The following is a 25017-nucleotide window of genomic DNA, read 5'->3' as shown; positions in this document are numbered from 1 at the left end:
TCGGCCGCCATACCGCACCTGAGAAACTTTATCGTTTATCCTTGCAATGATTTGTTGCATCTCAAGTGAGGAAAACCCCGGATGATGATCCGCGACCCCCATCTCAAGACCTCCGTTCTGCGCGGCCTGACCATCACTCTGCTGGGCCTGATCCTGCTCTCGCCCGCCGCCTATTCTGCCGACAAGGTTTCCCTGACCTTGTACAACGGCCAACACAAAGAGGTCGGCGACGAACTCGCCAAGGCCTTCGAAGCCAGGACCGGCATCCACGTCAATGTGCGCAAAGGCAGCAGCAACCAGTTGGCCAGCCAAGTCGTCGAAGAAGGTGATCGCTCGCCCGCCGACGTGATCTATACCGAAGAATCGCCACCGCTGAACAAACTCGGCGAACAAGGCCTGCTCGCCAGGATCGACGCCGGCACCCTCGATGTACTGCCCAAGGATTACGTCGGCCGCAACGGTGACTGGATGGGCGTGACCGCACGCACTCGCGTGGTGGCGTTCAACCCGAAACTGATTGCCGAGAAAGACCTGCCCAAGTCGGTGCTGGATTTCGCCGCCCCCGAGTGGCAAGGCAAAGTCGGCTTCGTCCCGACCAGCGGTGCATTCCAGGAACAAGCCGTGGCAATCATCAAGCTGCACGGCCGTGACGCCGCAGAAGAATGGCTCACCGGTCTGCGCGCGTTCGGCAAGGTGTACAGCAACAACATGGTGGCCCTAAAAGCCGTGGAGAACGGTGAAGTGGCCACCGTGCTGGTGAACAACTATTACTGGTTCGCCCTGAAGAAAGAAAAAACCAACCTGGACTCGCAACTGCACTACTTCAGCGACGGCGACGCTGGCGGCCTGATCACGGTGTCGTCCGCCGCCGCACTGAAATCCACCAAGCACCCCAAGGAAGCCCAGCAACTGCTGGCGTTCATGACCAGCGAAGAAGGCCAGCGCGTAATCACCAACACCTCGGCGGAATACCCGCTGCGCAAAGGCATGGAATCCAGCCGTGGCCTCAAGCCGTTCAGCGAGCTGCAGCCGCCAAACGTTACGCCTGCGGACCTGGGCAACGCCGAAGAAGCGCTGGATCTGGAACGTGACGTTGGCTTGAACTGATGACCACATCGCTGCCCGCCCTCGCCCTGCGCGGAAGTTTTAGCCTTCGGCGCAAACGTCCTTCCATCTGGCTGCTGCTTCCGGTCCTGTTCCTGGTGGGCTTGAGCCTGCTGCCGCTGGTCTATGTCGGGCTCAAAGCCTGGCAGGCCGGCTGGGCAGAGGCGGTGCATTTGTTGTGGCGGCCTTATGTATTCGGGCTGCTGCGCAACACCCTGGCGCTGATGATCGGCGTAACGGTGGCCTGCTGCGTGATCGGGCTATCACTGGCCTGGCTGCTGGAGCGCAGCAACCTGCCGGGGCGGCGTATCTGGGGCGTGATCCTGTGCCTGCCGTTTGCGGTACCGGCGTTTGTCAGCAGCTTTACCTGGGTGTCGCTGAGCGCCCATTTCGAAGGGCTGGGCGGCGCGATCCTGGTGATGAGCCTGTCCAAATACCCGCTGGTGTTTTTGCCGGTGGCGGCGACATTGCGCAATCTTGACCCTTCCCTTGAAGAATCCGCCCGCACGCTGGGTCTGAACCGCTGGGGCGTGTTCTGGCGCATCACACTGCCATTGCTGTGGCCGTCGCTGTTGGCCGGGGCATTGCTGATAGCCCTGCACATGCTGGTCGAGTTCGGCGCCTTGTCGATCATCGGCCTGCAAACCTTCACCACAGCGATCTATCAGCAATTCGAACTGGAATTCAGCAATGCCAATGCCGCGATGCTCTCGGCGGTATTGCTGGTGATGTGCCTGACCCTGCTGTGGCTGGAGCTGCGCCTGCGCGGCAAGGGCCGCCATGTACGTATCGGCCAGGGCGCGGCGCGGCATGCCGGGCAGGTCAAACTGGGCAAGTGGGCGTTATTGGGTCAGATGTATTGCCTTGCACTGGCAATCATTGGCAGCGGCGTCCCCCTGGGGATGCTCGCTTACTGGTTGGCGGTCGGTTCGTCGGCGGCGTTCCCGGTGGCCGAGATCAGCGAGGCGCTGCTTTCCTCATTGGCATTGTCACTCGGCGGGGCGGCGTTGTGCCTGGTACTGGCGGTGCCGGTCGGGCTGCTGGTGGTGCGTTACAAAGGCCAATTGGCGATCTGGGCCGAGCGCCTGCCGTATCTGCTGCATGCCCTGCCCGGCCTGGTGATTGCATTGACGCTGGTGTATTTCGCGCTGCATTACGTGCCGGCGCTGTACCAGACCTCGACGCTGTTGCTGATTGCCTATGCGCTGCTGTTTTTGCCGCTGGCCCAGGCGCCGATTCGTACGGCGCTGAACAAGGCGGCACCGCAGCTGGAAGAGGCGGCACGCACGCTGGGGGCAACGTCGTTCAGTGCGTTTTGCCGAGTGACCTTGCCGATTATCTTCCCGGCGCTGGGCGCGGCGTTTGCGCTGGTGTTTCTGGATGCGATGAAGGAGCTGACCGCCACGCTGCTGCTCAGCCCGACCGGGCTGAACACCCTGGCGACGGCGGTGTGGGCGCACACGTCGAATGTGGAATTTGCGGCGGCAGCGCCTTATGCGGCGTTGTTGATTCTGGTGTCGGGGTTGCCGGTCTATCTGTTAACAACTCGGATGTATCTGAGTCGCTGACATCGCTATCGGGAGCAAGCCTCCTCCCACATTTGTGGGAGGGGGCTTGCTCCCAATGAGGCCAGACAGACAACGCTAAGCCCGAAACTGCCCCAAACTCGCCTTCAACTGCGCCGCCAAGCCATCGAGCACCTTGCCACTGGCGGTCGTCTCGACCACCGCCTGCGCAGCGCGCTCAGCCTGGGCATGGATCACCTCGACCCGCCCACGCACCGCATGTGCGCCCTGGGCTTGATGCTCGGCCGCTCGCGTCGCCAGGCCGATTGCGGCATGAACCTGCTCCACCGACGCCTGTACCGTCTGCTGCAAGCGCACGCTGTCGCGCAGCACCAACAAGCCCTCGCTGGCCTGGCGCCCGGCTTTGCCGATGGTCTCCACCGCCTCACGCGCGCCCTGCTGCAACGCGACGATATGCGCCTGGATATCACCCGTGGAACTTTGAGTCTTGCTGGCCAGCGCTCGCACCTCGTCCGCCACCACCGCGAAGCCGCGCCCGGTTTCACCGGCGCGTGCCGCCTCGATGGCGGCGTTGAGGGCCAACAAGTTGGTTTGCTCGGCGATGCCGTGAATCACCGTCAACACTACCTCGATCTGTTCGCTCTGCTGAGCCAGACGCTCGATCACCTGCGAACCCGCCTGGACCTGCCCCGCCAATGCCTCGATCAAACTGCCGACCTCGGCCGAGGTACGCGCGTTCTCATCCGTGGCCTGGCGAATATCAACCACCTGCTGCAAGGCCGCCTGCATGGCATGACTTTCAGCCTGGGCTTCGTCGGCCATTTGCGAGAGTGCACGCAAGCTTTCCGCCACTTCATCACGCTGCAGGCCTGCCGCCGCATCGGCGCCGGCATTGCGCAACGTCATGGCGCCGATCTCTACGCCGGTACGCTGGGCCACATCGCCCGCCTCACGCACGATCGGTTGTAACTTATCCACAAAGCGATTGACCGCCGAGGCCATGTCGCCGATTTCATCCTTGCTGCTGATCTGCACACGCTTAGTGAGATCGCCCTCGCCCGCCGCCAGGTCGTCCATGGCGGCAATCAGCAGTTTCAGGCGATTGACCACACGACGACCCAGCACAACGGCGATCAGCAGCAACACACCAAAACCGACGGCCGCCAGGCCCATGCCGATACGCCAGCGCAAAGTGCCGGCGGCCTCTTGCACGGCGCCAGTGGTGTTGGCGGTCATCTGAGTGGCGGTGGCTTGCGCCGATTGCAGGCGGGCGCCCATGGCGGCAGCACTGTCCGCGGCGGCGCCTTTGAGGCTGTCGCCCACCAGTTGATCACCGCTGGCGATCAGCGCGGCAAAACGCTTGTCCAGCGCCTGCAGGTCAGCCTCGACCGATGCGGTCGACACGCCCATGAGCACTTTGCCGATTTCTACGCCATTGGGGCTGATGGATGCCTCGACGTAGAACACCGAGGGATCATGCCTCGCGGCATTCAGGACCTTGTCCAAGGCGCGGTCGCCCTGGCCTTTTTCCAGCAGCGCCTTGTTGATCGGGTTTTCGCGGTTCAGGTAACGGGTCAAGTGCTCACCCGCAGCGTCGTCGTAGACCACAAACAGCACGTTGGGATTGCGCTGGGCACGCCGGGCAAACTCAGACAGCGTCGGTACATCGCTATCCCACATGGCGCGCGGTGCCACCGAGGCGAGCAGTTGCGCCATATCGTTGGCGGAGTCTTGCAGGTCTTTTTCCAGGGTCGCGCGCAGTTGTTTCTGCTCTTCCTGCAAACGCGAGGAAAGCCCGGCGGTCAGACGCTGGCGTGTGCTGGCGGACAAGTTGTCCAGGCTCGACGTGACCTCCTTGCCGGCCTGCGCCAACTCGCCAGACAGTTTCTGGCTATCCACACCCAGACGCGCGCCTAAATCGGCTTCCAGCGCAGTGACCGTGCTCCGGGTCAGCGCGACCGCCACCAGCACTTGCACCAAAAGGGCGATACCAAGGGTAACGAACACCGGCCGCAACAGACGGCTTTGTAACAATGAGAGAACGGCAGACATCGGTAATCCCTCCACCACGGGTGCCAGTAATTTGATAGCACCGCGAAAGAAGGAAACACAGCAAGGGTCGTGCCGCTTGGCGAATACAAACGAAAAAGGACTCCCGAAGGAGTCCTTTTCTTTTTACATCAACAGCTTATTAAGCGAACGGATGACGCAGAACGATAGTTTCGTTGCGGTCCGGCCCCGTCGAAATAATGTCAATCGGCGCACCGATCAGCTCTTCAACGCGCTTGATGTAAGCACGAGCGTTGGCAGGCAGCTCTTCCAGGGTCTTGGCACCCACGGTCGATTCGGTCCAGCCCGGCACTTCTTCGTATACCGGCTGCAGGCCCACGTAGCTGTCAGCGTCGGTCGGCGCAACAGCGTTGCCTTGTGCATCTTTGTAGCCGGTGCAGATGTTGATGGCTTCAAGGCCGTCGAGCACGTCCAGCTTGGTCAGGCAGATACCCGAGATGCTGTTCACGTCGATAGCGCGACGCAGGATAACGGCGTCAAACCAACCACAACGACGAGCACGGCCAGTGGTCGCACCGAATTCGTGGCCTTGTTTAGCCAGGTGCGCACCGACGTCGTCGAACAGTTCAGTCGGGAATGGACCCGAACCGACACGAGTGGTGTAAGCCTTGGTGATGCCCAGGATGTAGTCCAGGAACATCGGGCCCACACCCGAACCGGTCGCCACGCCACCAGCGGTGGTGTTGGAGCTGGTCACGTACGGGTAGGTGCCATGGTCGATGTCCAGCAACGAACCTTGGGCGCCTTCGAACATGATGTCCTTGCCGGCGCGACGCAGGTCGTGCAGCTCGGCGGTCACGTCCAGCATCAGCGGCTTGAGCAGCTCAGCGTATTCCTTGCACTCGGCCAGGGTCTTGTCGAATTCGATGGCCGGCTCTTTGTAGTAACCGACCAGCATGAAATTGTGGTAATCCACCAGTTCACGCAGCTTGTCTTCAAAACGCGGCATGTTGAGCAGGTCGCCCACACGCAGGCCACGACGCGCAACCTTGTCTTCGTAGGCCGGGCCGATGCCACGACCGGTGGTGCCGATCTTCAACTCGCCACGCGCCTTTTCACGAGCCTGGTCCAGCGCCACGTGGAAGGACAGGATCAGCGGGCAGGACGGGCTGATACGCAGGCGCTCGCGCACCGGCACACCTTTCTCTTCCAGCTTGGTGATCTCGCGCAGCAGGGCATCCGGCGCAACCACCACGCCGTTGCCGATCAGGCACTGCACGCCTTCGCGCAGGACACCCGACGGGATCAGGTGCAAGACAGTTTTTTCGCCATCGATGACCAGGGTGTGGCCAGCGTTGTGGCCACCTTGGTAGCGCACTACGGCGGCAGCATGTTCGGTCAGCAGATCAACGATCTTGCCTTTGCCCTCATCACCCCATTGGGTGCCCAGGACTACGACATTCTTACCCATAACACTTGTCCTCATTCGCGCAAACTTGGTGCCGGCGATGGCCGGCAGGAAAACTCAAGAAGCCAGTGGCGATACTTGCCAAAGCCCGTTCTGCAGAATCAATTGCCGGTCGCAGTCCGCTTCACGGGCGGCGGCCAATGGCTGGCCAGGCAAAGCCTGGACAACACGCTGACCCTCACTGCGCAACTGGCACACCTGCTGCCAGAGTGCTGCGTCCGTACTGTCGGGCATCCAGATGCCACCAGACGGCAGCTCGACCTCAGCACGCCCCAGGGTCACCAGGGTTTTCAAATCGGTGGAGAAACCAGTGGCCGGACGCGCACGACCGAAGTCGGCACCGATATCGTCATAACGACCACCTTGGGCGATGGCCTGGCCAACACCCGGAACGAACACCGCGAACACCACACCCGTGTGGTAGTGGTAACCGCGCAGCTCGCCCAAATCAAAGTACAACGGCAGCTGCGGGAAACGCGCGGACAACCGCTCGGCAATCGCCAGCACGTCGTCCAATGCCGCCAACACTGGCGCAGGCGCATTCGCCAGGCGCTCACGGGCAGCGACCAGCACCTCAGGACCACCGCACAGGTTGACCAGCGCCCGCAGCATGCCGGCCAGGTCGGCAGGCACGCCCTCGGTCAGGGCAATGACTTCATCGATCGCCTTGCGTTGCAGGGCATCGAATAACTGTTGCTCCACTTCACCGGACAAACCGGCGGCGCGCGCCAGGCCACGGTAAATGCCGACGTGACCCAGATCCATGTGAACATCCGGTACATCAGCCAGTTGCAGCATGGCCAGCATCAAGCTGATCACTTCAACGTCGCTGCTCGGGCTGGCGTCGCCGTACAACTCCGCACCCAACTGGATCGGGCTACGGGACGACGACAAGGCACGCGGCTGGGCGTGCAGTACGCTGCCGGCGTAGCACAGGCGGCTCGGGCCTTCGCGACGCAGGGTGTGCGCATCGATACGCGCCACTTGCGGCGTGATGTCGGCACGAAAACCCATTTGCCGGCCCGATTGCGGGTCGATGACCTTGAAGGTGCGCAGATCCAGGTCCTGGCCCGCACCGGTCAGCAGGGATTCCAGGTACTCGATATGGGGGGTCACGACAAACTCGTAACCCCAGCTCTGGAACAGATCCAACACCTGGCGACGCGCTACTTCAATGCGCGCAGCCTCCGGTGGCAGTACTTCTTCGATGCCATCTGGCAGCAGCCAGCGGTCTACCGTTGCCATTACGCCATTCCCCTATGATCCGGGCGGCCAGCCCTCGGCCGAGCCTTGAGTGAAGCAGAAAATACCCGCAGCCTGCATAAACCACGCGCAAGAGCGACGTGACGAACGACCTGTCACCGGCCTCGTCGGGCACTTTCCTCGAAAAACCTGTCACGCCTGCCGAATCAAACATGCAGACGCAAAAAAGCCGGGAATTTCCCGGCTGCCGCATCATACACCCGTTTTCTGAAAGGATCACCCCGCCAAGCGTTTTAGCCGCCCGACGGAGTGTGTCCTACACAGTGACGAGCTGATTACTTGGATTTTTCCAGGTAGCGGAAGAAATCGCTACTTGGGTCCAGCACCATGACGTCGGTTTTGTTCGCGAAGCTTTCACGGTAGGCACGCAGGCTACGGTAGAACGCGTAGAACTCCTGGTCCTGGCCGTAGGCCTTGGAGTAGATCGCCGCCGCCTGAGCATCACCATCACCACGGGTCTCTTCAGACTCGCGATACGCTTCTGCCAGCAGTACACGACGCTGACGGTCGGCATCCGCGCGGATACCTTCAGCCAACTCGTTACCCTTGGCGCGATGCTCGCGGGCCTCACGTTCACGCTCGGTGCTCATACGCTCGAACACGCTGCGGTTCACTTCCTTGGGCAGGTCGATGGCCTTGACCCGAACATCGACCACTTCGATGCCCAGCTCTTTTTCCGCCATCGTGTTCAGCGAGCGGGTGATATCCGCCATCAGCGCATCACGCTCACCGGAGACCACTTCGTGCAGGGTGCGCTTACCAAACTGGTCGCGCAGGCCCGACTCGAGACGACGCGACAAGCGATCGTCGGCAAGCTGCTTGAGACCGGAGGTCGCGGTGTAGAAGCGCTCGGCATCCTTGACGCGCCACTTGGCGTAGGCGTCAACCATCACGGCTTTCTTTTCTAGGGTCAGGAAACGCTGTGTCGGTGCATCCAGGGTCATCAGGCGGGCGTCGAACTTGCGCACCTGGTTGACGTAGGGGACTTTCACATGCAGGCCCGGCTGGACGTCCGCCTGGACCACGCGACCGAATTGCAGCAGCACCGCGCGCTCGGTCTGAGCCACGATGTAGAAGCAGTTCCAGGCAGCGATGACCACGACGACGCCCACAATCAGGGCGGTCAGCGATTTATTGCTCATCAACGACTCTCCCTGGTACGTGTTTGCTGTTGCAGCAAGTCAGCGGCCGCACGGGCGCTCGCTTCGTTGGCAGCGGCATTGGAGCCGGCGGACGGTGCGCTGGAGCTGCTACGACCACCTTCGATCATCTTGTCCAGCGGCAGGTACAGCAGGTTGTTCTGCCCACCCTTGCTGCCGGTCACGAGGACCTTGCTGGTGTTGCTGAAGACTTCCTGCATGGTGTCCAGGTACAGACGCTCACGAGTCACTTCAGGGGCCTTGCGATACTCGGCTACCAGCTTGGTGAAACGATCCGCCTCACCCTTGGCGCGGGAGACCACTTCGTCGCGGTAACCGTTGGCATCTTCAAGGATGCGCTGGGCCTGACCACGCGCTTCCGGCACGACGCCGTTGGCGTAGGTTTCCGCCTGGTTGCGCGAACGCTGCTCGTCTTCACGGGCGCGGATCACGTCGTCGAAGGCTTCCTGCACTTCACGCGGTGCCGCTGCGCTCTGTACGTTTACCTGGGTGACGGTGATACCGGTGCGATAGGTATCGAGGAACCGTTGCAGGCGCTCCTTGATTTCGCTGGCCATCAATTCACGACCTTCGGTCAGCACCTGGTCCATGGCGGTGGAACCCACCACGTGGCGCAGGGCGCTTTCGGTTGCGTGTTGCAAGCTGATTTCCGGCTGATCAACGTTCAGCACGAAGTCCTGCAGGTTGCTGATTTTGTACTGCACGGTCAGCGGCACTTCGACGATGTTCTCGTCTTCGGTCAGCATCTGGCCCTGCTTGGTGTAGGCACGCTCACGCGTGACGTTCTCCATGTACTTCTTGTCGATCGGCGGGAAGTAGATGTTCAGGCCCGGACCGACCGTCTCGTAGTACTTGCCGAAGCGCAGCACCACGGCCTGCTCCTGTTCGTCGACTACGTAGACAGCGCTGTACAGCCAGACGGCCGCCAGCACGACAAGACCCAGGCCCAGCAGGCCGTAGCCGCCGCCCTTGCTTGTGCGACCGCCGTCGTCACCACCGCGTTTTTTCCCACCACCGAACAACCCATTCAGGCTTTCCTGCAGCTTTCGGAAGGCCTCGTCGAGATCTGGTGGCCCCTTGCGGTCGCCATTATTGCGGCGTTTACCACCCCAAGGATCCTGATTATTCGAGTTGCCACCCGGCTCATTCCAAGCCATAGCGCTCTCCATCTGATAAAGCAAAGACGCACCCACGGCGCGCCGACCAATGCTACAGAATGCCTGCTACTGCGGCACAACCGCTTTCGGAGGCTTTTATTGCAAAGTGTGTTGTTCGATGAACTCTGCCGGAACCACACCTTCACGGCTGACCAGCCGATTCAGTTCCGAGCGCGGCAATCGAACGGCCAGCAAGCTGACACCTTCTTCGTCGTGTTCTTCTTTCTGTACCGCGCCCAGCTCGAAAAACTGTGCACGCAGTCGAGCAAAACGCTGAGGCAAGCGCAAGGTGCCGACGAACAAATCGCTGCCGAGCAGTTCGGCAATGGCTTGTTCAAGCAGCTCCAAACCACTGCCATCGCGCGCCGACAGCCATACCCGCTGGGGCTTGCCGTTCTCGTCGCGCTGGATTTGTGGCTCAACGCCTTCAAGCAAATCGAGTTTGTTATAGACCTCGAGGATCGGCAAGTCCTGGGCCCCAATCTCGCCCAGCACCACCATCACCTGCTCGATCTGCAACATGCGATCCGGCTCAGCCGCATCGATCACGTGCAACAGCAGGTCGGAATTGCTCGACTCTTCGAGCGTAGACCGAAATGCCTCGACCAGCTTGTGGGGCAGATGACGGATGAAGCCCACGGTATCGGCCAGGACAATCGGCCCCAGGTCGTCGATGTCCAGACGGCGCAAGGTCGGATCGAGGGTGGCGAACAATTGGTCGGCCGCATACACATCGGACTTGGTCACGTTGTTGAACAGCGTGGACTTGCCGGCGTTGGTGTAGCCCACCAGGGACACGGTCGGGATATCCGCACGCGAACGGCCGCGTCGCGATTGCTCGCGCTGGCTGCGTACTTTTTCGAGGCGGCCCTTGATCTGGCGCAGGCGAACCCGCAGCAGGCGCCGGTCGGTTTCAAGCTGGGTTTCACCCGGGCCGCGCATGCCGATACCGCCACCTTGACGTTCAAGGTGAGTCCAGCCGCGAACCAGCCGGGTGCTCATGTGGTCAAGCTGGGCCAGTTCAACCTGGAGCTTGCCTTCATGGGTACGGGCGCGCTGGGCGAAAATATCGAGGATCAGGCCGGTACGGTCGATCACGCGACACTCGAAAACACGTTCGAGGTTACGTTCCTGACTGGGCGTGAGGGTGTGATTGAAGATCACCAGATCGGCTTCTTCGGCGTGGACCAGGTCGCGCAATTCCTCGACCTTGCCGCTGCCAATCAGAAATTTGGCGGTTGGCCGATGACGCGGCACGTTAAAAAACGCAACGGTCTCGGCGCCGGCCGAATTTGCCAACTCCTGAAACTCCTGCGGATCTTCGCGCGCCTCAGGGTCCTGTCCATCCAAGTGAACGAGGATCACTCGCTCACCACCACCGTGGCGCTCAAAGAACAAAGGAGACTCCTATCAGGCGTTACCTGGCTCAGCGTCAGCTGCATCATCACCTGCTGCGCTAGGCAGACGGATTGGACGAACAGGGACGACTGTCGAGATAGCGTGCTTGTAGACCATCTGGCTGACGGTGTTTTTCAGCAGGATCACGAACTGGTCGAACGACTCGATCGTGCCTTGCAGCTTGATACCGTTGACCAGATAGATGGAAACCCCCACTTTCTCTTTACGTAAAGTATTCAAGTAAGGGTCTTGTAGCGAATGCCCTTTTGACATGTGCCGCACTCCTTTAAGGATCAATAATAAAAAATCGGAAAATAGGTAGCTCAGGGCCGTCACACCCCTAAGGATAGACGGCAATTGCAAGGACTCAGCTCAATATGGAGACCGTTCCCAAGTATTTCAAGGCGCGTGACAGATTGTCGCTGTCCAGGCTGTCCAACCAGTGCAAATCGCTCCAGCTGCGCAGCCAGGTGAACTGGCGCTTTGCCAATTGGCGCGTGGCAATGATGCCGCGCTCCTGCATTTCGGCTGACGTCAGCTTGCCATCCAGATGATCCCAGACTTGGCGGTAGCCTACAGCACGTATCGAAGGCAGCCCTGGATGCAGGTCACCTCGTGAACGCAGTGCTACGACCTCGTCGATAAACCCCTGTTCCAACATAATTGTGAATCTTTGTGCAATTCGTTCGTGCAGCACCTGGCGATTTGCCGGAGCAATCGCCAGATTTGCCACAGTATAGGGCAATTGTGACTGTCCAGATGCGCCTGCGTCAGCACTTTGCGCAGTTTGTTTCAGGCGTAGTTCAGTCATGGTCTGACCGCTGACACGCCAGACTTCCAGCGCGCGACTGAGACGCTGGGGGTCATTGGGGTGAATGCGCGCCGCCGATACCGGGTCCACCGCCGCTAATTGGTCGTGCAGGGCTTGCCAGCCAAGGCGTGCAGCCTCTTCTTCGAGTTCGGCGCGCACCTGGGCATCGGCGGCAGGCATGTCGGCCAAGCCTTCCTGCAAAGCCTTGTAGTAGAGCATCGTGCCGCCCACCAGCAGCGGGATATTGCCCCGCGCGGTGATTTCGGCCATGGCGGCCAGGGCGTCGCTGCGAAAATCCGCGGCGCTATAGCTCTCGGCCGGGTCGATGATGTCGATCAGGCGGTGCGGATGCTGGGCCAGCAGTGCTCTGGAAGGCTTGGCCGTGCCGATGTCCATGCCCCGGTAAACCAGGGCAGAGTCGACACTGATCAGCTCGCACGGCAGCACCTTGGTCAGTTCGATGGCCAGGTCGGTCTTGCCCGCGGCCGTGGGGCCCATCAGGAAGATCGCGGGGGGCGAGGCACTCATCAACGGCCGCGCAAGAACAGTTTGTCCAGATCGTCCAGGCCCATCTGGGTCCAGGTTGGTCGACCATGGTTGCATTGGCCGCTGCGCTCGGTGTTCTCCATGTCTCGCAGCAAACCGTTCATTTCCGGCAGGGCCAGGCGGCGATTGGCGCGAACGGCACCGTGGCAGGCCATGGTGCCGAGCAATTCGTTGATATGCGCCTGGATACGGTCACTGGTGCCGTACTCCATCAGGTCCGCCAGCACATCAGCCACCAGCCGGTTGGCTTCGGCTTGCTTGAGCAAGGCGGGAATCTGGCGAATCGCCAGGGTTTCCGGGCCGAGGCGTTGCAGTTCGAAGCCCAGTTTCTGGAATACGTCGTGGTGTTCTTCGGCGCAATCGGCTTCACGCTGGCTGACCGCCAGGGATTCCGGCACCAGCAGCGGTTGGCCGCTGAGACCTTCGCTGGCCATGGCGATCTTCAGGCGCTCGTACATGATTCGCTCGTGGGCGGCATGCATATCCACCAACACCAGGCCGTGGGCGTTTTCCGCGAGGATATAAATGCCCTTGAGCTGCGCCAGCGCATAACCCAACGGCGGAATGTCCCCACCGCCTTCCGGCAAGGACACCGCCGCACCTGGCTCAGCCCCTGGCAGCGGCGCGAAGAACTCCCGATAGGCCGCCTGGGCCTCGGCTACCGGTACGGTCGATTGCGGACGCGGAGTGTATTGGTATTGATAACCCGCACCCGAGCCGGAGCCCGGCGTAGACGAGTAGGAAGGCTGTGGCGCTGGTGATTGCAGCAGGTTGCCCGCCAGGCTCATTTCACCCTGGGGGCCGAACTCTCCGGCCTCGGGGCCGCTGGGGCGCACCACCGCGGTCACGATCGGCGCCGACAACTGATCATCCGGGCGCACATCTCCAAGAGCGCGATGCAAGGTGCCATACAGGAAGTCGTGCACCATGCGCCCATCACGAAAGCGCACTTCGTGCTTGGTCGGGTGCACGTTGACGTCGACCACGGCAGGGTCGACCTCGAAAAACAGTACGAACGTCGGATGCCGCCCATTGAACAGCACATCGCGATACGCCTGGCGCACCGCGTGGGCCACCAGTTTGTCGCGCACCGCGCGGCCGTTCACGAAGAAGTACTGCAAATCCGCCTGGCTTCGGGAGAACGTCGGCAACCCGACCCACCCCCACAGACGCAGGCCATTGCGTTCGATCTCGATCGGCAGCGCCTGCTCCAGGAAGCCCGCGCCGCAGATCGCCGACACACGACGTGCCCGCGCGGCCTCGTCATGGGCTTCGTGCAGGCTGAGGATAGTCTTGCCGTTATGGCGCAGGTGGAACGCCACGTCGAAACGCGCCAGGGCCAGGCGCTTGATGACTTCTTGCAGATGATCGAATTCGGTTTTTTCGGCCTTGAGGAATTTACGCCGCGCCGGCGTATTGAAGAACAGGTCGCGCACTTCCACCGAGGTGCCCACCGGGTGCGCCGCCGGCTGGACCCGAGGCGCCATGTCACGGCCCTCGGTTTCCACTTGCCAGGCCTGCTCGGCGTTGCGCGTGCGCGAGGTGAGGGTCAGGCGCGCCACGGAGCTGATCGACGCCAGAGCTTCACCGCGAAAACCCAGGCTCATCACCCGCTCAAGGTCTTCCAGGTCGCGGATCTTGCTGGTGGCGTGGCGGGCCAGGGCCAGCGGCAGGTCATCGGAAGAGATGCCGCTGCCGTCGTCGCGCACGCGCAACAGCTTGACGCCGCCCTGCTCCACGTCGACATCGATGCGCTTGGCGCCGGAGTCGATACTGTTTTCCAGCAGCTCCTTGATCACCGATGCGGGACGCTCGACCACCTCACCCGCAGCGATCTGGTTAGCCAGGCGCGGGCTGAGCAATTCGATGCGCGACCCGCTATCCAAGGTTGATTCGCTCATTACTGTGCCGCCAATTCAGTGCCAGGGATGGTCAATACCTGTCCGACTTTCAATTCATCGGTTTGCAGATTGTTGGCGCTGCGCAAGGTCGCCGCCGACACCTGGAAGCGCACCGCCAGCATCGCCAGGGTATCGCCGGGCTGGACGCGATGGTCACGCGAGCCCTGGGCGATTTTGCCGGAATCACGCAGCCAGGCGATGTAAGTGCCCGGCGGCGGGTTCTGCTGGAAGAACTGGCGCACGCCGGCGCTGATGGAGCGCGCCAACGCCTGCTGGTGGCTGGCGCTGGCCAGCTTGGAGGCTTCGTTGGCGTTGGAGATAAAGCCGGTTTCCACCAGGATCGACGGGATGTCCGGCGATTTCAGCACCATAAACCCGGCCTGCTCCACACGCTGTTTGTGCAACGACGTCACGCGGCCGATATTGCTCAAGACCTTCTGTCCCACGTTCAGGCTGGAGGTCAGCGAGGCGGTCATCGACAGATCGAGTAATACCCCGGCGAGCATCTTGTCCTTGTCATCGAGGGACACGTTACCGGCGCCGCCGATCAAGTCGGAACGGTTTTCGCTGTCGGCCAGCCAACGGGCGGTCTCGGACGTCGCGCCGCGATCCGACAGGGCAAACACCGAGGCACCGAACGCAGCGCTGGAGGGCGCGGCATCGGCGTGGATCGACACGAACAGGTCGGCGCCCTTCTTGCGCGCAATTTCGGTACGGCCGCGCAACGGAATGAAGTAGTCGCCGGTACGGGTCAGTTCGGCGCGGTAGCCTTTCATACCGTTGACCTGGCGCTGCAGCTCGCGGGCGATGGCCAGCACCACGTCTTTTTCATGCTGGCCGCGCGAGCCGGAGGCGCCCGGGTCTTCACCGCCATGGCCGGCGTCGATCACTACGATGATGTCGCGCTTGCCGGCCGGCGCCGGTGGCGGCGGCGGCAATTTGACCTGGGGCTGCGACGGGTTGACCGGCACGGCCGGCACCGTCGCCACGCTCGGAGTCGGCGCAGGCGGCGGTGCGGCATCGGCGGCGTTGTCGAACAGGTCGACCACCAGGCGGTTTCCGTACTGGGCATTCGGGGCCAGGGAGAAGCTTTTCGGCGTCACCACCTTTTTCAGGTCGATGACCACCCGCAAGTCGGTCGGCGTGCGCTGGGCCGAGCGCATAGAGGTGATCGGGGTGTTGGCCGTGGACACCTTCAACGGCGCGGCCAGGGTCGCGCCGTTAATGTCGATGACCAGGCGATCAGGCGCCGTGAGGGTAAAAACACTGTGCTGGACCGGGCCAGACAGGTCGAACACCAGTCGCGTGTTATCCGGTGCTCGCCACAGGCGCACACTTTTCACCTGTGAAGCAGCCAGAGCATTGACAGTCATTGCCGCAAGCAACACCCCTACGACAGCAACCAACGCGCGAAAGCGCATACCTAACCCCACCAATTATTTGAATTCCAATGCCAGAGCCACACACCACGTTTCACCGCGCGAGCTCTGGGGCAACAACTTCAGCTGACGTCCGTGCTCATGCGGCGTAATGGTAATGGTCAGGTCCGGCTTTGGCAAAAAGCCTGTGCCTTTATTTGGCCACTCGATCAGGCACAGCGTATCGTCCTCGAAATAATCACGGATGCCCATGAACTCCAGTTCTTCGGGGTCGACCAGCCGATAGAGGTCAAAGTGAAAAGCGCGCAGGTCGCCGATCTCATAGGGTTCGACCAAGGTAAATGTCGGACTTTTCACCGCCCCGGCATGGCCCAACCCGCGGATGATCCCGCGTGACAGCGTGGTCTTGCCCGCCCCCAAATCGCCTTCGAGAAAGATCAGCCCCCGCCCCTGTGCGGCCCACGCAAGACGATGACCAAACGCCACCATGGCGTCTTCATCGGCCAGGAAAAGGATTACTTCAGACACGGAGACTGCTCCTCCAACAATTGACGAATGGCAGGTATCAGGTCACTGGCCGCCAAGCCGCGACCCAAGGTGCCCTGGCGCTCTCCCGCCGTGGCATGCACCCAAACCGCCAGGCAGCTTGCCTCATAGGCGGGCATGCCCTGGGCCAGCAACGCACCCACCAGGCCGGCCAGCACATCGCCCAGCCCCGCCGTCGCCATCGCCGGGTGGCCTTGATCACACCGCGAAACGCGTCCATCCGGGCTTGCAATCAAACTGCCAGCCCCCTTGAGAATAGCCACTGCATTAAATGCCTGGCTCAACGCGCGCGCCACCTTAAGACGGTCAGCCTGAACCTCGGCTGTCGAAATGCCCAGCAAGCGCGCGGCCTCGCCCGGATGCGGTGTAATCACACAATTGGCTGGAAGGCTCACGCTGCCGGTTGCCAGCTGATTCAACGCATCGGCGTCCCACACTTGCGGCTGACGCGCATTGGCGGCGACTGACAACAGGCTTTTACCCCAGGACGCCTCGCCCAGGCCTGGACCAATGACGATGACCGAGATTTTTTCCAGCAGGCCCATCAATTGGTTGGCCGAGCTCACGCCGACCGTCATGACTTCCGGCAGTCTTGCCAGTGCCCCCGACACGTTTTCGGGCCGGGTCGCCAACGAGACCATGCCGGCACCGCTGCGCAAGGCGCTTTCGGCGCTTAGCAATGCCGCGCCGCCAAAACCATGGTCACCGCCGACCACCAGCAGGTGGCCGAATTGGCCTTTATGGGCACTGGGGGAACGTGCAGCCAGTTGCGGCAAATGGCCGAACAACAGCGGCTGAACGTCAGTTATTGGGTGTTTTGTCTGAGGCATGCGTCTTCAAGCTCCGATGTCTGGCAGAATTATACGCATCTAACCTGTGGTTTCCCCTGTCTCATGCCCGCTATTACCTTCGATCTGCCCGCCCTCGCCCAATCGATCAAAGACTGGGGCCGCGAGCTGGGCTTTCAACAAGTCGGCATCAGCGGCCTTGACCTGGCTGAGCATGAACAGCACCTGCAACGCTGGCTCGACGCGGGTTACCACGGCGAGATGGATTACATGGGCGCCCACGGCAGCAAACGCTCCCACCCCGAAGAACTGGTGCCGGGCACCTTGCGCGTGGTGTCGCTGCGCATGGACTACCTGCCCGGCGACACGCACATGGCGCAATTGTTGGCCCAGCCGGAAAAAGCCTATATCTCTCGCTACGCCTTGGGCCGCGATTACCACAAGCTCATCCGCAAGCGCGTGCAGCAACTGGCCGACCGCATCCAGGCGCAAATCGGCCCGTTTGGCTTTCGTGCCTTTGTCGACAGCGCGCCCGTGCTGGAAAAAGCCATTGCCGAACAGGCGGGCCTTGGCTGGATCGGTAAAAACACCCTGGTACTCAATCGCAAGGCCGGCAGTTATTTCTTCCTGAGTGAACTGTTTGTCGATTTACCGCTGCCGCTTGATGAGCCCCACCGCACTGAACATTGCGGCCGCTGCACCGCGTGCCTGGACATCTGCCCGACCAACGCCTTCGTCGGCCCCTACGTGCTGGACGCCCGGCGCTGTATTTCCTACCTGACCATCGAATTGAAGAGCGCGATCCCTGAAGACCTGCGCGCCCTGATCGGCAACCGTGTATTCGGTTGTGATGACTGTCAGATCGTTTGCCCGTGGAATCGTTTCGCCCGATCCACCGCCGAGGGCGATTTCAAGCCACGGCATAACCTGGATAACGCGGAACTGGCCGAATTGTTTATGTGGGACGAGGATAAATTCCTCAGCAGCACCGAAGGCTCGCCCTTGCGCCGTGCCGGCTACGAGCGCTGGCTGCGCAACCTGGCGGTGGGCCTGGGCAATGCACCGTCGAGCATTGTGGTGCTGGAAGCCTTGAAGGCGCGCCGGGATTACCCGTCGGAGCTGGTACGCGAACATGTGGAGTGGGCGCTGAACCAGCACGCCACGCGCTAGTGCACGTCGTCGTTGTAGACGAACTTGGGCATTTCCCAGTGGAAACGGATCGCCAGCAGGCGCAATAGAAAGCCGCTGAACAAGGTCAGCAGAATCGCTTGCTCACTGGGCAGTTCCAGATAAAGACAGAGCAAATAGAACCACGCCGCGAGGAACGACACGCTGGCGTACAGCTCACGCCGGAAGATCAACGGAATGTCGTTGCAGAAGATATCCCGCAGAATCCCGCCGAACACCCCGGTGATCACGCCGCTGACCGATGCCACCAGCATGCCGTGGCCCATTTCCAGGGCAGTCATGCAGCCGATCAGGGTAAAGGCCACCAGACCAACGGCGTCCAGCGCCAGAAACAGCGAGCGCAGGTGGCGCATCAGCGGCGCGGCAAAGATCGTCACCAGCGCCGCAACCGAGGTCAGCACCAGGTATTCAGGGTGTTTGACCCACGTCAGCGGGTAATGCCCCAGCAACACGTCGCGCACCGAACCGCCCCCCAAAGCCGTCACACAGGCGATCAGCACCACGCCGAACCAGTCCATGCCGCGACGCCCCGCAGAGAGGGCACCGGTCATGGCTTCAGCGGTGATGGCGATGAGGTAGAGCATCAGCAACATGATGGCGATCCTTGTAGTGAGCGGGCTTGCCCCGCGCTGGGCTGCGCAGCAGCCCCAAATACTTGGCGATGATATCTATAGGGAGAAATGCGGCAACGGCAGTGGGGCCGCTACGCAGCCCAGCGCGGGGCAAGCCCGCTCACCACAGGAAGCCCGGACACGGTAAGAAACCGTTTCAAGCCTTGATGAAATGCTTGCGGTAATGCTGCAGCTCGGCAATCGACTCGCGAATATCATCCAGCGCCAAGTGAGTGCTGCCTTTATGGAAGCTGTCTTTGACCTCAGGCGCCCAGCGTGCGGCCAGCTCCTTAAGCGTCGACACATCCAGGTTGCGGTAGTGGAAGTAGCTTTCCAGCCCCTTCATGTGGGTATAAAGGAAGCGACGATCCTGGCAGATGCTGTTGCCGCAGATTGGCGATTTGCCCTTGGGCACCCACTTTTCCAGGAAGGCGATGGTTTCGGCTTCGGCCTCGGCCATGCTGATACGGCTGTCGCGCACACGCTGGGTCAGGCCGGAATTGCCGTGGGTGCGGGTGTTCCACTCGTCCATGGTGGCCAGCACCGCGTCGCTGTGGTGGATCGCGATCACCGGACCTTCAGCCAAGGTGTTGAGGTTGCTGTCGGTGACAATGGTCGCCATCTCGATGATGACGTCGGTGTCGGGGTTCAGACCGGTCATTTCCAGATCGATCCAAATCAGGTTCTGTGGGTTTTGCATGGTTTGATTCTCTTGGCACCTTGGCGTAGCTGCGCAGTTTAGCAGGCGGGGCCGTGCTAGACTCGCGACCGTTTTACCCAAACCTTTGCATTATCGACACGGAACACCAATGGCCAAACGCCAGCTCAATCGTCGCCAAAACTGGCGCATCGAAAAGATTCAAGGTGAACGCGCCGCGCGCGCCGCCAAACGTGAATCCTCCGCCGTGGAAGCGCTTGAAGGCGGCGACCTGGGCCCCGAACAGACGGGCCTGGTGATCGCGCACTTCGGGGTGCAGGTCGAAGTCGAGGCACTGGAAGGCGAACTCGCGGGCTCAGTGTCCCGTTGCCACCTGCGCGCCAACCTGCCTGCGCTGGTGACCGGCGACAAAGTGGTATGGCGTGCCGGCAACCAGGGCATCGGCGTGATCGTCGCCCAGTTGCCGCGCACCACCGAACTGCGCCGGCCCGACAGCCGCGGCCAGCTCAAGCCGGTGGCGGCCAACGTCGACATGATCGTGATCGTGTTCGCGCCACTGCCCGAGCCGCACGCCAACCTGATCGACCGCTACCTGGTGGCCGCCGAGCATGCCGGCATCCGCCCGTTGTTGCTGCTGAACAAATTCGACCTGATCGACGAGCAGAACGCTCCGGCGCTAAATGCGCTGCTGGCGGTCTACCGCACCCTCGGCTACCCGGTGCTGGAAGTCTCGGCCCATCACGGCAATGGCATGGAACAACTGCAACAGCAGCTCGACGGGCGTATCAGCGTGTTTGTCGGCCAGTCCGGCGTGGGCAAATCGTCGCTGGTCAACAGCCTGCTGCCGGAAGTCGACACCCGCGTAGGCCCGCTGTCGGAACTGTCCGGCCAGGGCACCCACACCACGACCACGGCGCGGTTGTTCCACTTCCCCGGCGGCGGCGAGCTGATCGACTCCCCGGGCATTCGTGAATTCGGCCTCGGCCACGTCAGCCGCAGCGATGTGGAGGCGGGCTTCATCGAGTTCAACGACCTGATCGGCACCTGCCGCTTCCGCGACTGCAAACACGACCGCGAACCGGGCTGTGCCTTGCTCAAGGCCCTGGAAGACGGCCGCGTGCAGCAGCAGCGGATGAACAGCTATCGGTCGATTATTGCGAGTTTGCCGGAGAGCAGTTACTGACAGGGCATCTCTTGATACCTATAAATTACAGTGCAAAGCGCCCTACTCCATTGAATTAATGGGAGTTGGCATCAAGAATTCAGCACAACTGGGTGGCTCGTCGACACAAGCCCGCTTGAATTCGGAATTTCTGATGCTCATAATCACTCCGTCACCAGCGAAAGCTGGCAGGAGTCTGGGTCCCTTTCGGGGTTGATCCAGCGGCGCAGAAGGGGCGAAGCAAGCTCAACTGCGTGTCGAATGAAGCCGCCTTCGGGCGGCTTTGCTTTTTGTGGGACATTCACGATTGGCTCTCTACTATCACCCCAAACAAGGCGACGTTCTTCTCTGCGACTTCACCCGAGGCTTCGTGGCACCGGAGATGCTGAAGATACGTAAAGTCGTCGTGATTTCTCCTACCGCAACTCACAATCGCAAACTCTGCACCGTGGTGCCCATCTCATCTACCGCCCCTGACATCCAGCATGACTGGCATCATTTGCTACGTACCAATCCACTTCAATCCGATGGTTATAAAGAGCTGTGGGTGAAGTGCGACATGATTTACACGGTCAGCTTCGAGCGTCTCGATAAACTCCACAGAAAAACCCGGTCCAAAGGACGAGAGTATTTCGTGCCCCGCCTGTGCACCAATGACATGCAGGGTGTGATCAGTGGTGTTAAGGCCTACCTTCCGCTTTGACCAAAAAAAACGCCCCGATCAGTCGGGGCGTTTTTGTTGAAGAAGTGCGGAGATGATGACTTAAGAACCTGTCCCAGGCACCGTAGGGTCTTTCACCCCACCATCATCAAACAGGTTCAGCTTCTGCCGCAGCTCGTGGGCCGGCAACGGCTCCTGCCCCGGCGGGATCGCGTTCGGGTCGGCAGGCACTTCGCCTGGCGCACCGGCACCTGGGGTTGGCTGCGGTGGCGGCGGCTGATCGCCTTCAATCGCGCGCTGGGCCTTTTTGGTCAGCACGACAATGTCGATGCGCCGGTTGGCCGGGTTGAACGGATCCTTGTGATCGAACAGCTGCGAGGAGGCAAAACCCACCACGCGAGCGACCTGCGGGTCCGGGTAGCTACCGGCCACCAGTGCACGGCGCGCAGCGTTGGCGCGGTTGGCCGAAAGCTCCCAATTGCCGAAGTCGCCCTGGCCTGCATACGGCTTGGCGTCGGTGTGGCCGCTGATGCTGATCTTGTTCGGCACCGTCTTGATGGTGTCGGCCATGGCCAGCAGGATGTCTTCGAAGTACGGTTTCAAGCGGGCGCTGCCAGAGTCGAACATCGGCCGGTTGGCGGCGTCGGTGATCTGGATGCGCAAGCCTTCCGGAGTGATTTCGAACGAAATCTGATCCTTGAACTTCATCATCTGCGGATTTTCTTCGACCTTGTTCTGCAACTCTTGCAGCAGCAGCTCAAGGCGCTCCTGCTCGACCTGCTCGGCCATGGTCTCGACGGTATCGCGTTCGATCGGGATTTTTTCCTGGGGCGCTTCGGTCTTGACCTCGGGGTTGATGGTGCGCTCAGGCGCCAATTCAGGCGAGCCGCCCAGGTCGATCACAAAGGGCGTGCCGCTTTCCGAAAAGCCAATCGGGTCTTTGAAGTAGCCGGCAATGGCGATCTTCTGTTCAGGCGTGGCCGTAGACATCAGCCACAGCACCAGGAAGAACGCCATCATCGCCGTGGCAAAGTCGGCGAAGGCGATCTTCCAGGCGCCACCGTGGTGCCCCGCAGCGAAGCGCTTGACGCGCTTGATGATTATCGGCTGGTTGTTTTCCATGGCTTAGCGACCGCGAACCGCTTGTTCCAGCTCGGCGAAGCTTGGGCGATGCTTCGGGTACAGGACCTTGCGACCGAACTCCACCGCCAGCGACGGCGGCATGCCGGAAGCGGATGCCACCAGGCTGGCCTTGATCGACTCGTACAGATTGATTTCTTCCTTGGCGTCGTGGGCCAGGGAGGTCGCCAGCGGGCCGAAGAAGCCGTAGGCCGCGAGAATACCGAAGAAGGTCCCCACCAGGGCCGCACCGACGTGCATGCCGATGGCCGCCTGGTCACCCTCGCCCAGGGAAGCCATGGTCACCACGATACCGAGTACCGCCGCAACGATACCGAAACCGGGCATGCCGTCAGCGACGCCGGTCACGGCGTGGGACGGATGCTCCAGTTCCTCTTTAAGACTGAACAGCTCCATGTCGAACAGGCCTTCAAGCTCATGGGGAGCCATGTTGCCGGACGACATGATGCGCAGGTAATCACAGATATAAGCGGTCATGCGCTCGTCTTTGAGCACCGCCGGGTACTTGGCGAAAATCGGGCTGGCCGCAGCGTCTTCGATGTCGGCCTCAATGGCCATCATGCCTTCGCGGCGGCTCTTGTTGAGGATCTCGTACACCAGGCCCAGCACTTCCAGGTAGAAGGTGTGGGTGAAGCGCGAGCCGAACATGCTCAGCGATTTTTTGATCACGTGCATGGTCATGTAGCCGGGGTTGGCCTGCAGGAAAGCACCCAACGCCGCACCACCAATAATCATCACCTCAAAAGGTTGGATCAGTGCCGCAATTTTACCGTGGGACAGGACGTACCCGCCGAGCACGCTCGCGAAGACGACGATGATGCCGATAATTTTAGCCATAGGAGATGAGTACTTGCGCCGTCGGGTTCATGGACATATTTGGGGGAACTGAAAAACTCTTGTTCTACTTATCGGCAAAACTGCGCCAGACTATAGGCCGTTAAGGCGAAAAGCCAGTTCGGCCCGCTCCGGGCGTGTTGACCGCAAGTGATGATCGCGCCCCAATCATGGCAAATGAAACGACAGTCCCACCTGTAAGACCTTTCTCTCTCGCCGCTTGGATCAAGCGCCTGGACGAGGTGTTGCTGCCTGTTCCCCAGGCCAGCCACGACCGCGTGTGCAAGGCAATCCGCGACAGCCGTAGTTCGTTGCGAGATATTGCCGAACTGATGCAAAACAGCCCGGCCTTGGTGCTCAGTGTGATGCGCGAGGCCAACAGCCACACCCATGGCAGCCTGGCGGAACCGGCTGAAAACCTCGAAGTGGCGCTCAACCGCCTGGGCCTCAAGCGCGCCGAAGAACTGTTGGCGCGCCTGCCCTCGGTGCCGGCCCATGAGATTCCCGTGGCGCTGCGCCAGTTATTGCTGGTGAGCCAACACGCGTCACAGCAAGCCAATGGTTTGTTCGGCAACCGCCTGGCGCGACTCTGGCAGGACATTCATTGGGGCAGCCTGCTGTTTCTGTCGCCGCTGTGGCCGATGGCCGTGGCTTATCCCAAGTTGCTGGAAGAATGGGAGCTGCGCGTCATCCACAAGGGCGAGTCGGCACGCAAGGTCGAGCAGGAGCTGTTCGGCGTGCGTCTGCTGGACCTGTGCCTGGGCATGAGCGACGCCTGGCACCTGCCGATCTGGGTCTCGCAAGGCTATACGCTGATGCAGAGCGAACAGCGTTTGTTGGTCAAGGCGCTGCATATCGCCCGCGAGGACGACGCCCTGCGCCACCAGCAACTGCTCGACGCCGAACCCAACCTGCGCCGCTGGCTGAACCAGCCGGCCAATACCGTGCTGCTGGCCAACGGCCTGGCGATGTCCGCCCAGGAATCCTGGACCTGCCCGCACACCCAGCGCTGGCAGTACCTGACCGCTTTGTACCTGCAACAGCCCTTGGCCGAGGTGCAGCAACATTCCCATCAACAAGCCGTGACCAGCGCCCGCACCACCCTGATGCCCGACCTCTGGCACCCGGCGCTGTCGTTGATCTGGCCATGGCATGTACAGAAGATTCATCGCGGCCTGCTGCCGGCAGCACCACCTACCGCCGAGGCACTGGCGATCTGGCGCAAGCGCTGCACCGAACTGCTGGTAGAGCCAAGCCGCTTTGCCAACGCCATGCACCTGACTACTTGCGCCAAGGAAGCCCTGGTGGCCAGCGGCATGCAGCGGGTCATGCTGCTGATGACCGACCGCGCCCAGAGCACCTTGCGTGTGCATCAGGTCGACGGCCTGCCGAAGGACGCCGCCAACCTGAGCCTGGACGCGGTCAACAGCACGCTGTTGCAGCGGCTGCTGGAAAAGTCCGCCCAGGTACGCCTCACCCCGGATAACCATGCCCAGTTCTCGGCCTTACTGCCGCCGATCCTGCGTCGCCTGTTCAACGGTGAACACCTGCTGCTGCGCTCGCTGAGCTGCAACGGCAAGGTAGTCATGCTGATGGTGGCCGACCAGGGCGGCGGACCGTTCTCGGAAACCACCGTGCAGGCCTTCGGCAAAACCGCCCAATGCATCGAAAAAGCCCTGCACTGCTTTACCAACCGCAGCGTCTGA

The 25017-nt window shown here is 61.4% G+C and carries 22 protein-coding genes; 6 read left to right on the top strand and 16 right to left on the bottom strand.

All coding sequences use genetic code 11. The features are described from left to right. Positions 1–81: 81 nt before the first annotated feature. Together PSH66_RS02815 and PSH66_RS02810 are read left to right on the top strand one after the other, a co-directional pair. A complete protein-coding gene (locus PSH66_RS02815) occupies positions 82–1107 on the top strand; it encodes an extracellular solute-binding protein (RefSeq protein WP_305428324.1) in 1026 nt (341 codons plus the stop codon). Continuing rightward, a complete protein-coding gene (locus PSH66_RS02810; protein ID WP_003171365.1) occupies positions 1107–2672 on the top strand; it encodes an iron ABC transporter permease in 1566 nt (521 codons plus the stop codon). The genes PSH66_RS02815 and PSH66_RS02810 overlap by 1 nt, the downstream gene beginning before the upstream one ends. Positions 2673–2747: 75 nt before the next feature. Here PSH66_RS02810 and PSH66_RS02805 read toward each other — a convergent pair whose 3' ends face one another. From PSH66_RS02805 to PSH66_RS02750, 12 genes are all read right to left on the bottom strand, one after another. Further along, positions 2748–4682, bottom strand: a complete 1935-nt coding sequence (locus tag PSH66_RS02805; RefSeq protein WP_305428323.1) for a methyl-accepting chemotaxis protein — start codon at positions 4680–4682, stop codon at positions 2748–2750. 139 nt (positions 4683–4821) lie between these two features. Next, on the bottom strand, positions 4822–6111 hold the full coding sequence (locus PSH66_RS02800) for an adenylosuccinate synthase (RefSeq protein ID WP_003171362.1): 1290 nt from the start codon (positions 6109–6111) through the stop codon (positions 4822–4824). 54 nt (positions 6112–6165) lie between these two features. Beyond that, a complete protein-coding gene (locus PSH66_RS02795) occupies positions 6166–7353 on the bottom strand; it encodes an ATP phosphoribosyltransferase regulatory subunit (RefSeq protein WP_003171360.1) in 1188 nt (395 codons plus the stop codon). Between the two features lie 293 nt (positions 7354–7646). After that, positions 7647–8513 (bottom strand): protease modulator HflC, encoded by an 867-nt coding sequence (gene hflC / locus PSH66_RS02790; RefSeq protein WP_003171359.1) that lies wholly within the window; start codon positions 8511–8513, stop codon positions 7647–7649. Continuing rightward, the gene (gene hflK / locus PSH66_RS02785) at positions 8513–9688 is read right to left on the bottom strand and encodes an FtsH protease activity modulator HflK (RefSeq protein ID WP_003171357.1); all 1176 of its coding nucleotides are present in this window, start codon (positions 9686–9688) and stop codon (positions 8513–8515) included. The genes hflC and hflK overlap by 1 nt, the downstream gene beginning before the upstream one ends. A gap of 96 nt (positions 9689–9784) precedes the next feature. Continuing rightward, entirely contained in the window at positions 9785–11086 is a 1302-nt protein-coding gene (gene hflX / locus PSH66_RS02780; protein ID WP_003171356.1) for a ribosome rescue GTPase HflX, read from the bottom strand. Positions 11087–11098: 12 nt separating this feature from the next. Beyond that, positions 11099–11359: an RNA chaperone Hfq gene (gene hfq / locus PSH66_RS02775; RefSeq protein WP_003171355.1), complete on the bottom strand. Its 261-nt coding sequence runs from the start codon at positions 11357–11359 to the stop codon at positions 11099–11101. A gap of 94 nt (positions 11360–11453) precedes the next feature. Continuing rightward, on the bottom strand, positions 11454–12425 hold the full coding sequence (gene miaA, locus PSH66_RS02770) for a tRNA (adenosine(37)-N6)-dimethylallyltransferase MiaA (RefSeq protein WP_305428322.1): 972 nt from the start codon (positions 12423–12425) through the stop codon (positions 11454–11456). Continuing rightward, entirely contained in the window at positions 12425–14344 is a 1920-nt protein-coding gene (gene mutL, locus PSH66_RS02765) for a DNA mismatch repair endonuclease MutL (RefSeq protein WP_141063031.1), read from the bottom strand. Before mutL ends, miaA begins: the two co-directional genes overlap by 1 nt. Further along, complete coding sequence (locus PSH66_RS02760) at positions 14344–15765, bottom strand: N-acetylmuramoyl-L-alanine amidase (RefSeq protein ID WP_003171350.1); 1422 nt, start codon at positions 15763–15765, stop codon at positions 14344–14346. Before PSH66_RS02760 ends, mutL begins: the two co-directional genes overlap by 1 nt. Before the next feature lie 15 nt (positions 15766–15780). After that, positions 15781–16251, bottom strand: coding sequence for a tRNA (adenosine(37)-N6)-threonylcarbamoyltransferase complex ATPase subunit type 1 TsaE (gene tsaE / locus PSH66_RS02755; protein ID WP_305428321.1), 471 nt, complete (start codon positions 16249–16251; stop codon positions 15781–15783). Then, complete coding sequence (locus PSH66_RS02750; RefSeq protein ID WP_003171348.1) at positions 16239–17099, bottom strand: NAD(P)H-hydrate dehydratase; 861 nt, start codon at positions 17097–17099, stop codon at positions 16239–16241. Before PSH66_RS02750 ends, tsaE begins: the two co-directional genes overlap by 13 nt. A 63-nt stretch (positions 17100–17162) precedes the next feature. On the opposite strand from PSH66_RS02750, the gene queG reads away from it, so the two are divergent. After that, positions 17163–18227 carry a tRNA epoxyqueuosine(34) reductase QueG gene (queG, locus tag PSH66_RS02745; RefSeq protein ID WP_042944092.1) on the top strand — a complete coding sequence of 355 codons (1065 nt, stop codon included), beginning with the start codon at positions 17163–17165 and terminating at the stop codon, positions 18225–18227. Here the strand turns inward: queG and PSH66_RS02740 are convergent. Both PSH66_RS02740 and orn read right to left on the bottom strand, forming a co-directional pair. Next, positions 18224–18841 (bottom strand): trimeric intracellular cation channel family protein, encoded by a 618-nt coding sequence (locus tag PSH66_RS02740; RefSeq protein WP_175404229.1) that lies wholly within the window; start codon positions 18839–18841, stop codon positions 18224–18226. The genes queG and PSH66_RS02740 overlap by 4 nt on opposite strands. A gap of 172 nt (positions 18842–19013) precedes the next feature. Next, entirely contained in the window at positions 19014–19556 is a 543-nt protein-coding gene (orn, locus tag PSH66_RS02735; protein WP_003171343.1) for an oligoribonuclease, read from the bottom strand. Between the two features lie 109 nt (positions 19557–19665). Here orn and rsgA point away from each other — a divergent pair, with 109 nt between their 5' ends. Together rsgA and PSH66_RS02725 are read left to right on the top strand one after the other, a co-directional pair. Further along, complete coding sequence (gene rsgA / locus PSH66_RS02730) at positions 19666–20697, top strand: small ribosomal subunit biogenesis GTPase RsgA (protein ID WP_003171340.1); 1032 nt, start codon at positions 19666–19668, stop codon at positions 20695–20697. 286 nt (positions 20698–20983) lie between these two features. Then, on the top strand, positions 20984–21379 hold the full coding sequence (locus PSH66_RS02725) for a type II toxin-antitoxin system PemK/MazF family toxin (RefSeq protein WP_042945566.1): 396 nt from the start codon (positions 20984–20986) through the stop codon (positions 21377–21379). A gap of 60 nt (positions 21380–21439) precedes the next feature. Here the strand turns inward: PSH66_RS02725 and motB are convergent, their stop codons facing one another. Then, complete coding sequence (gene motB, locus PSH66_RS02720; protein WP_003171339.1) at positions 21440–22459, bottom strand: flagellar motor protein MotB; 1020 nt, start codon at positions 22457–22459, stop codon at positions 21440–21442. Positions 22460–22462: 3 nt separating this feature from the next. Next, complete coding sequence (gene motA / locus PSH66_RS02715; RefSeq protein ID WP_003171338.1) at positions 22463–23314, bottom strand: flagellar motor stator protein MotA; 852 nt, start codon at positions 23312–23314, stop codon at positions 22463–22465. A 167-nt stretch (positions 23315–23481) separates the two neighbouring features. On the opposite strand from motA, the gene PSH66_RS02710 reads away from it, so the two are divergent. Further along, the gene (locus PSH66_RS02710) at positions 23482–25017 is read left to right on the top strand and encodes an HDOD domain-containing protein (RefSeq protein WP_003171336.1); all 1536 of its coding nucleotides are present in this window, start codon (positions 23482–23484) and stop codon (positions 25015–25017) included.

It is taken from the genome of Pseudomonas sp. FP597, assembly GCF_030687435.1.
GTDB classification, from domain to species: domain Bacteria; phylum Pseudomonadota; class Gammaproteobacteria; order Pseudomonadales; family Pseudomonadaceae; genus Aquipseudomonas; species Aquipseudomonas lactucae.
Note: the sequence above shows the minus strand (reverse complement) of the source record. Positions and strands in the feature narration are given on the sequence as shown.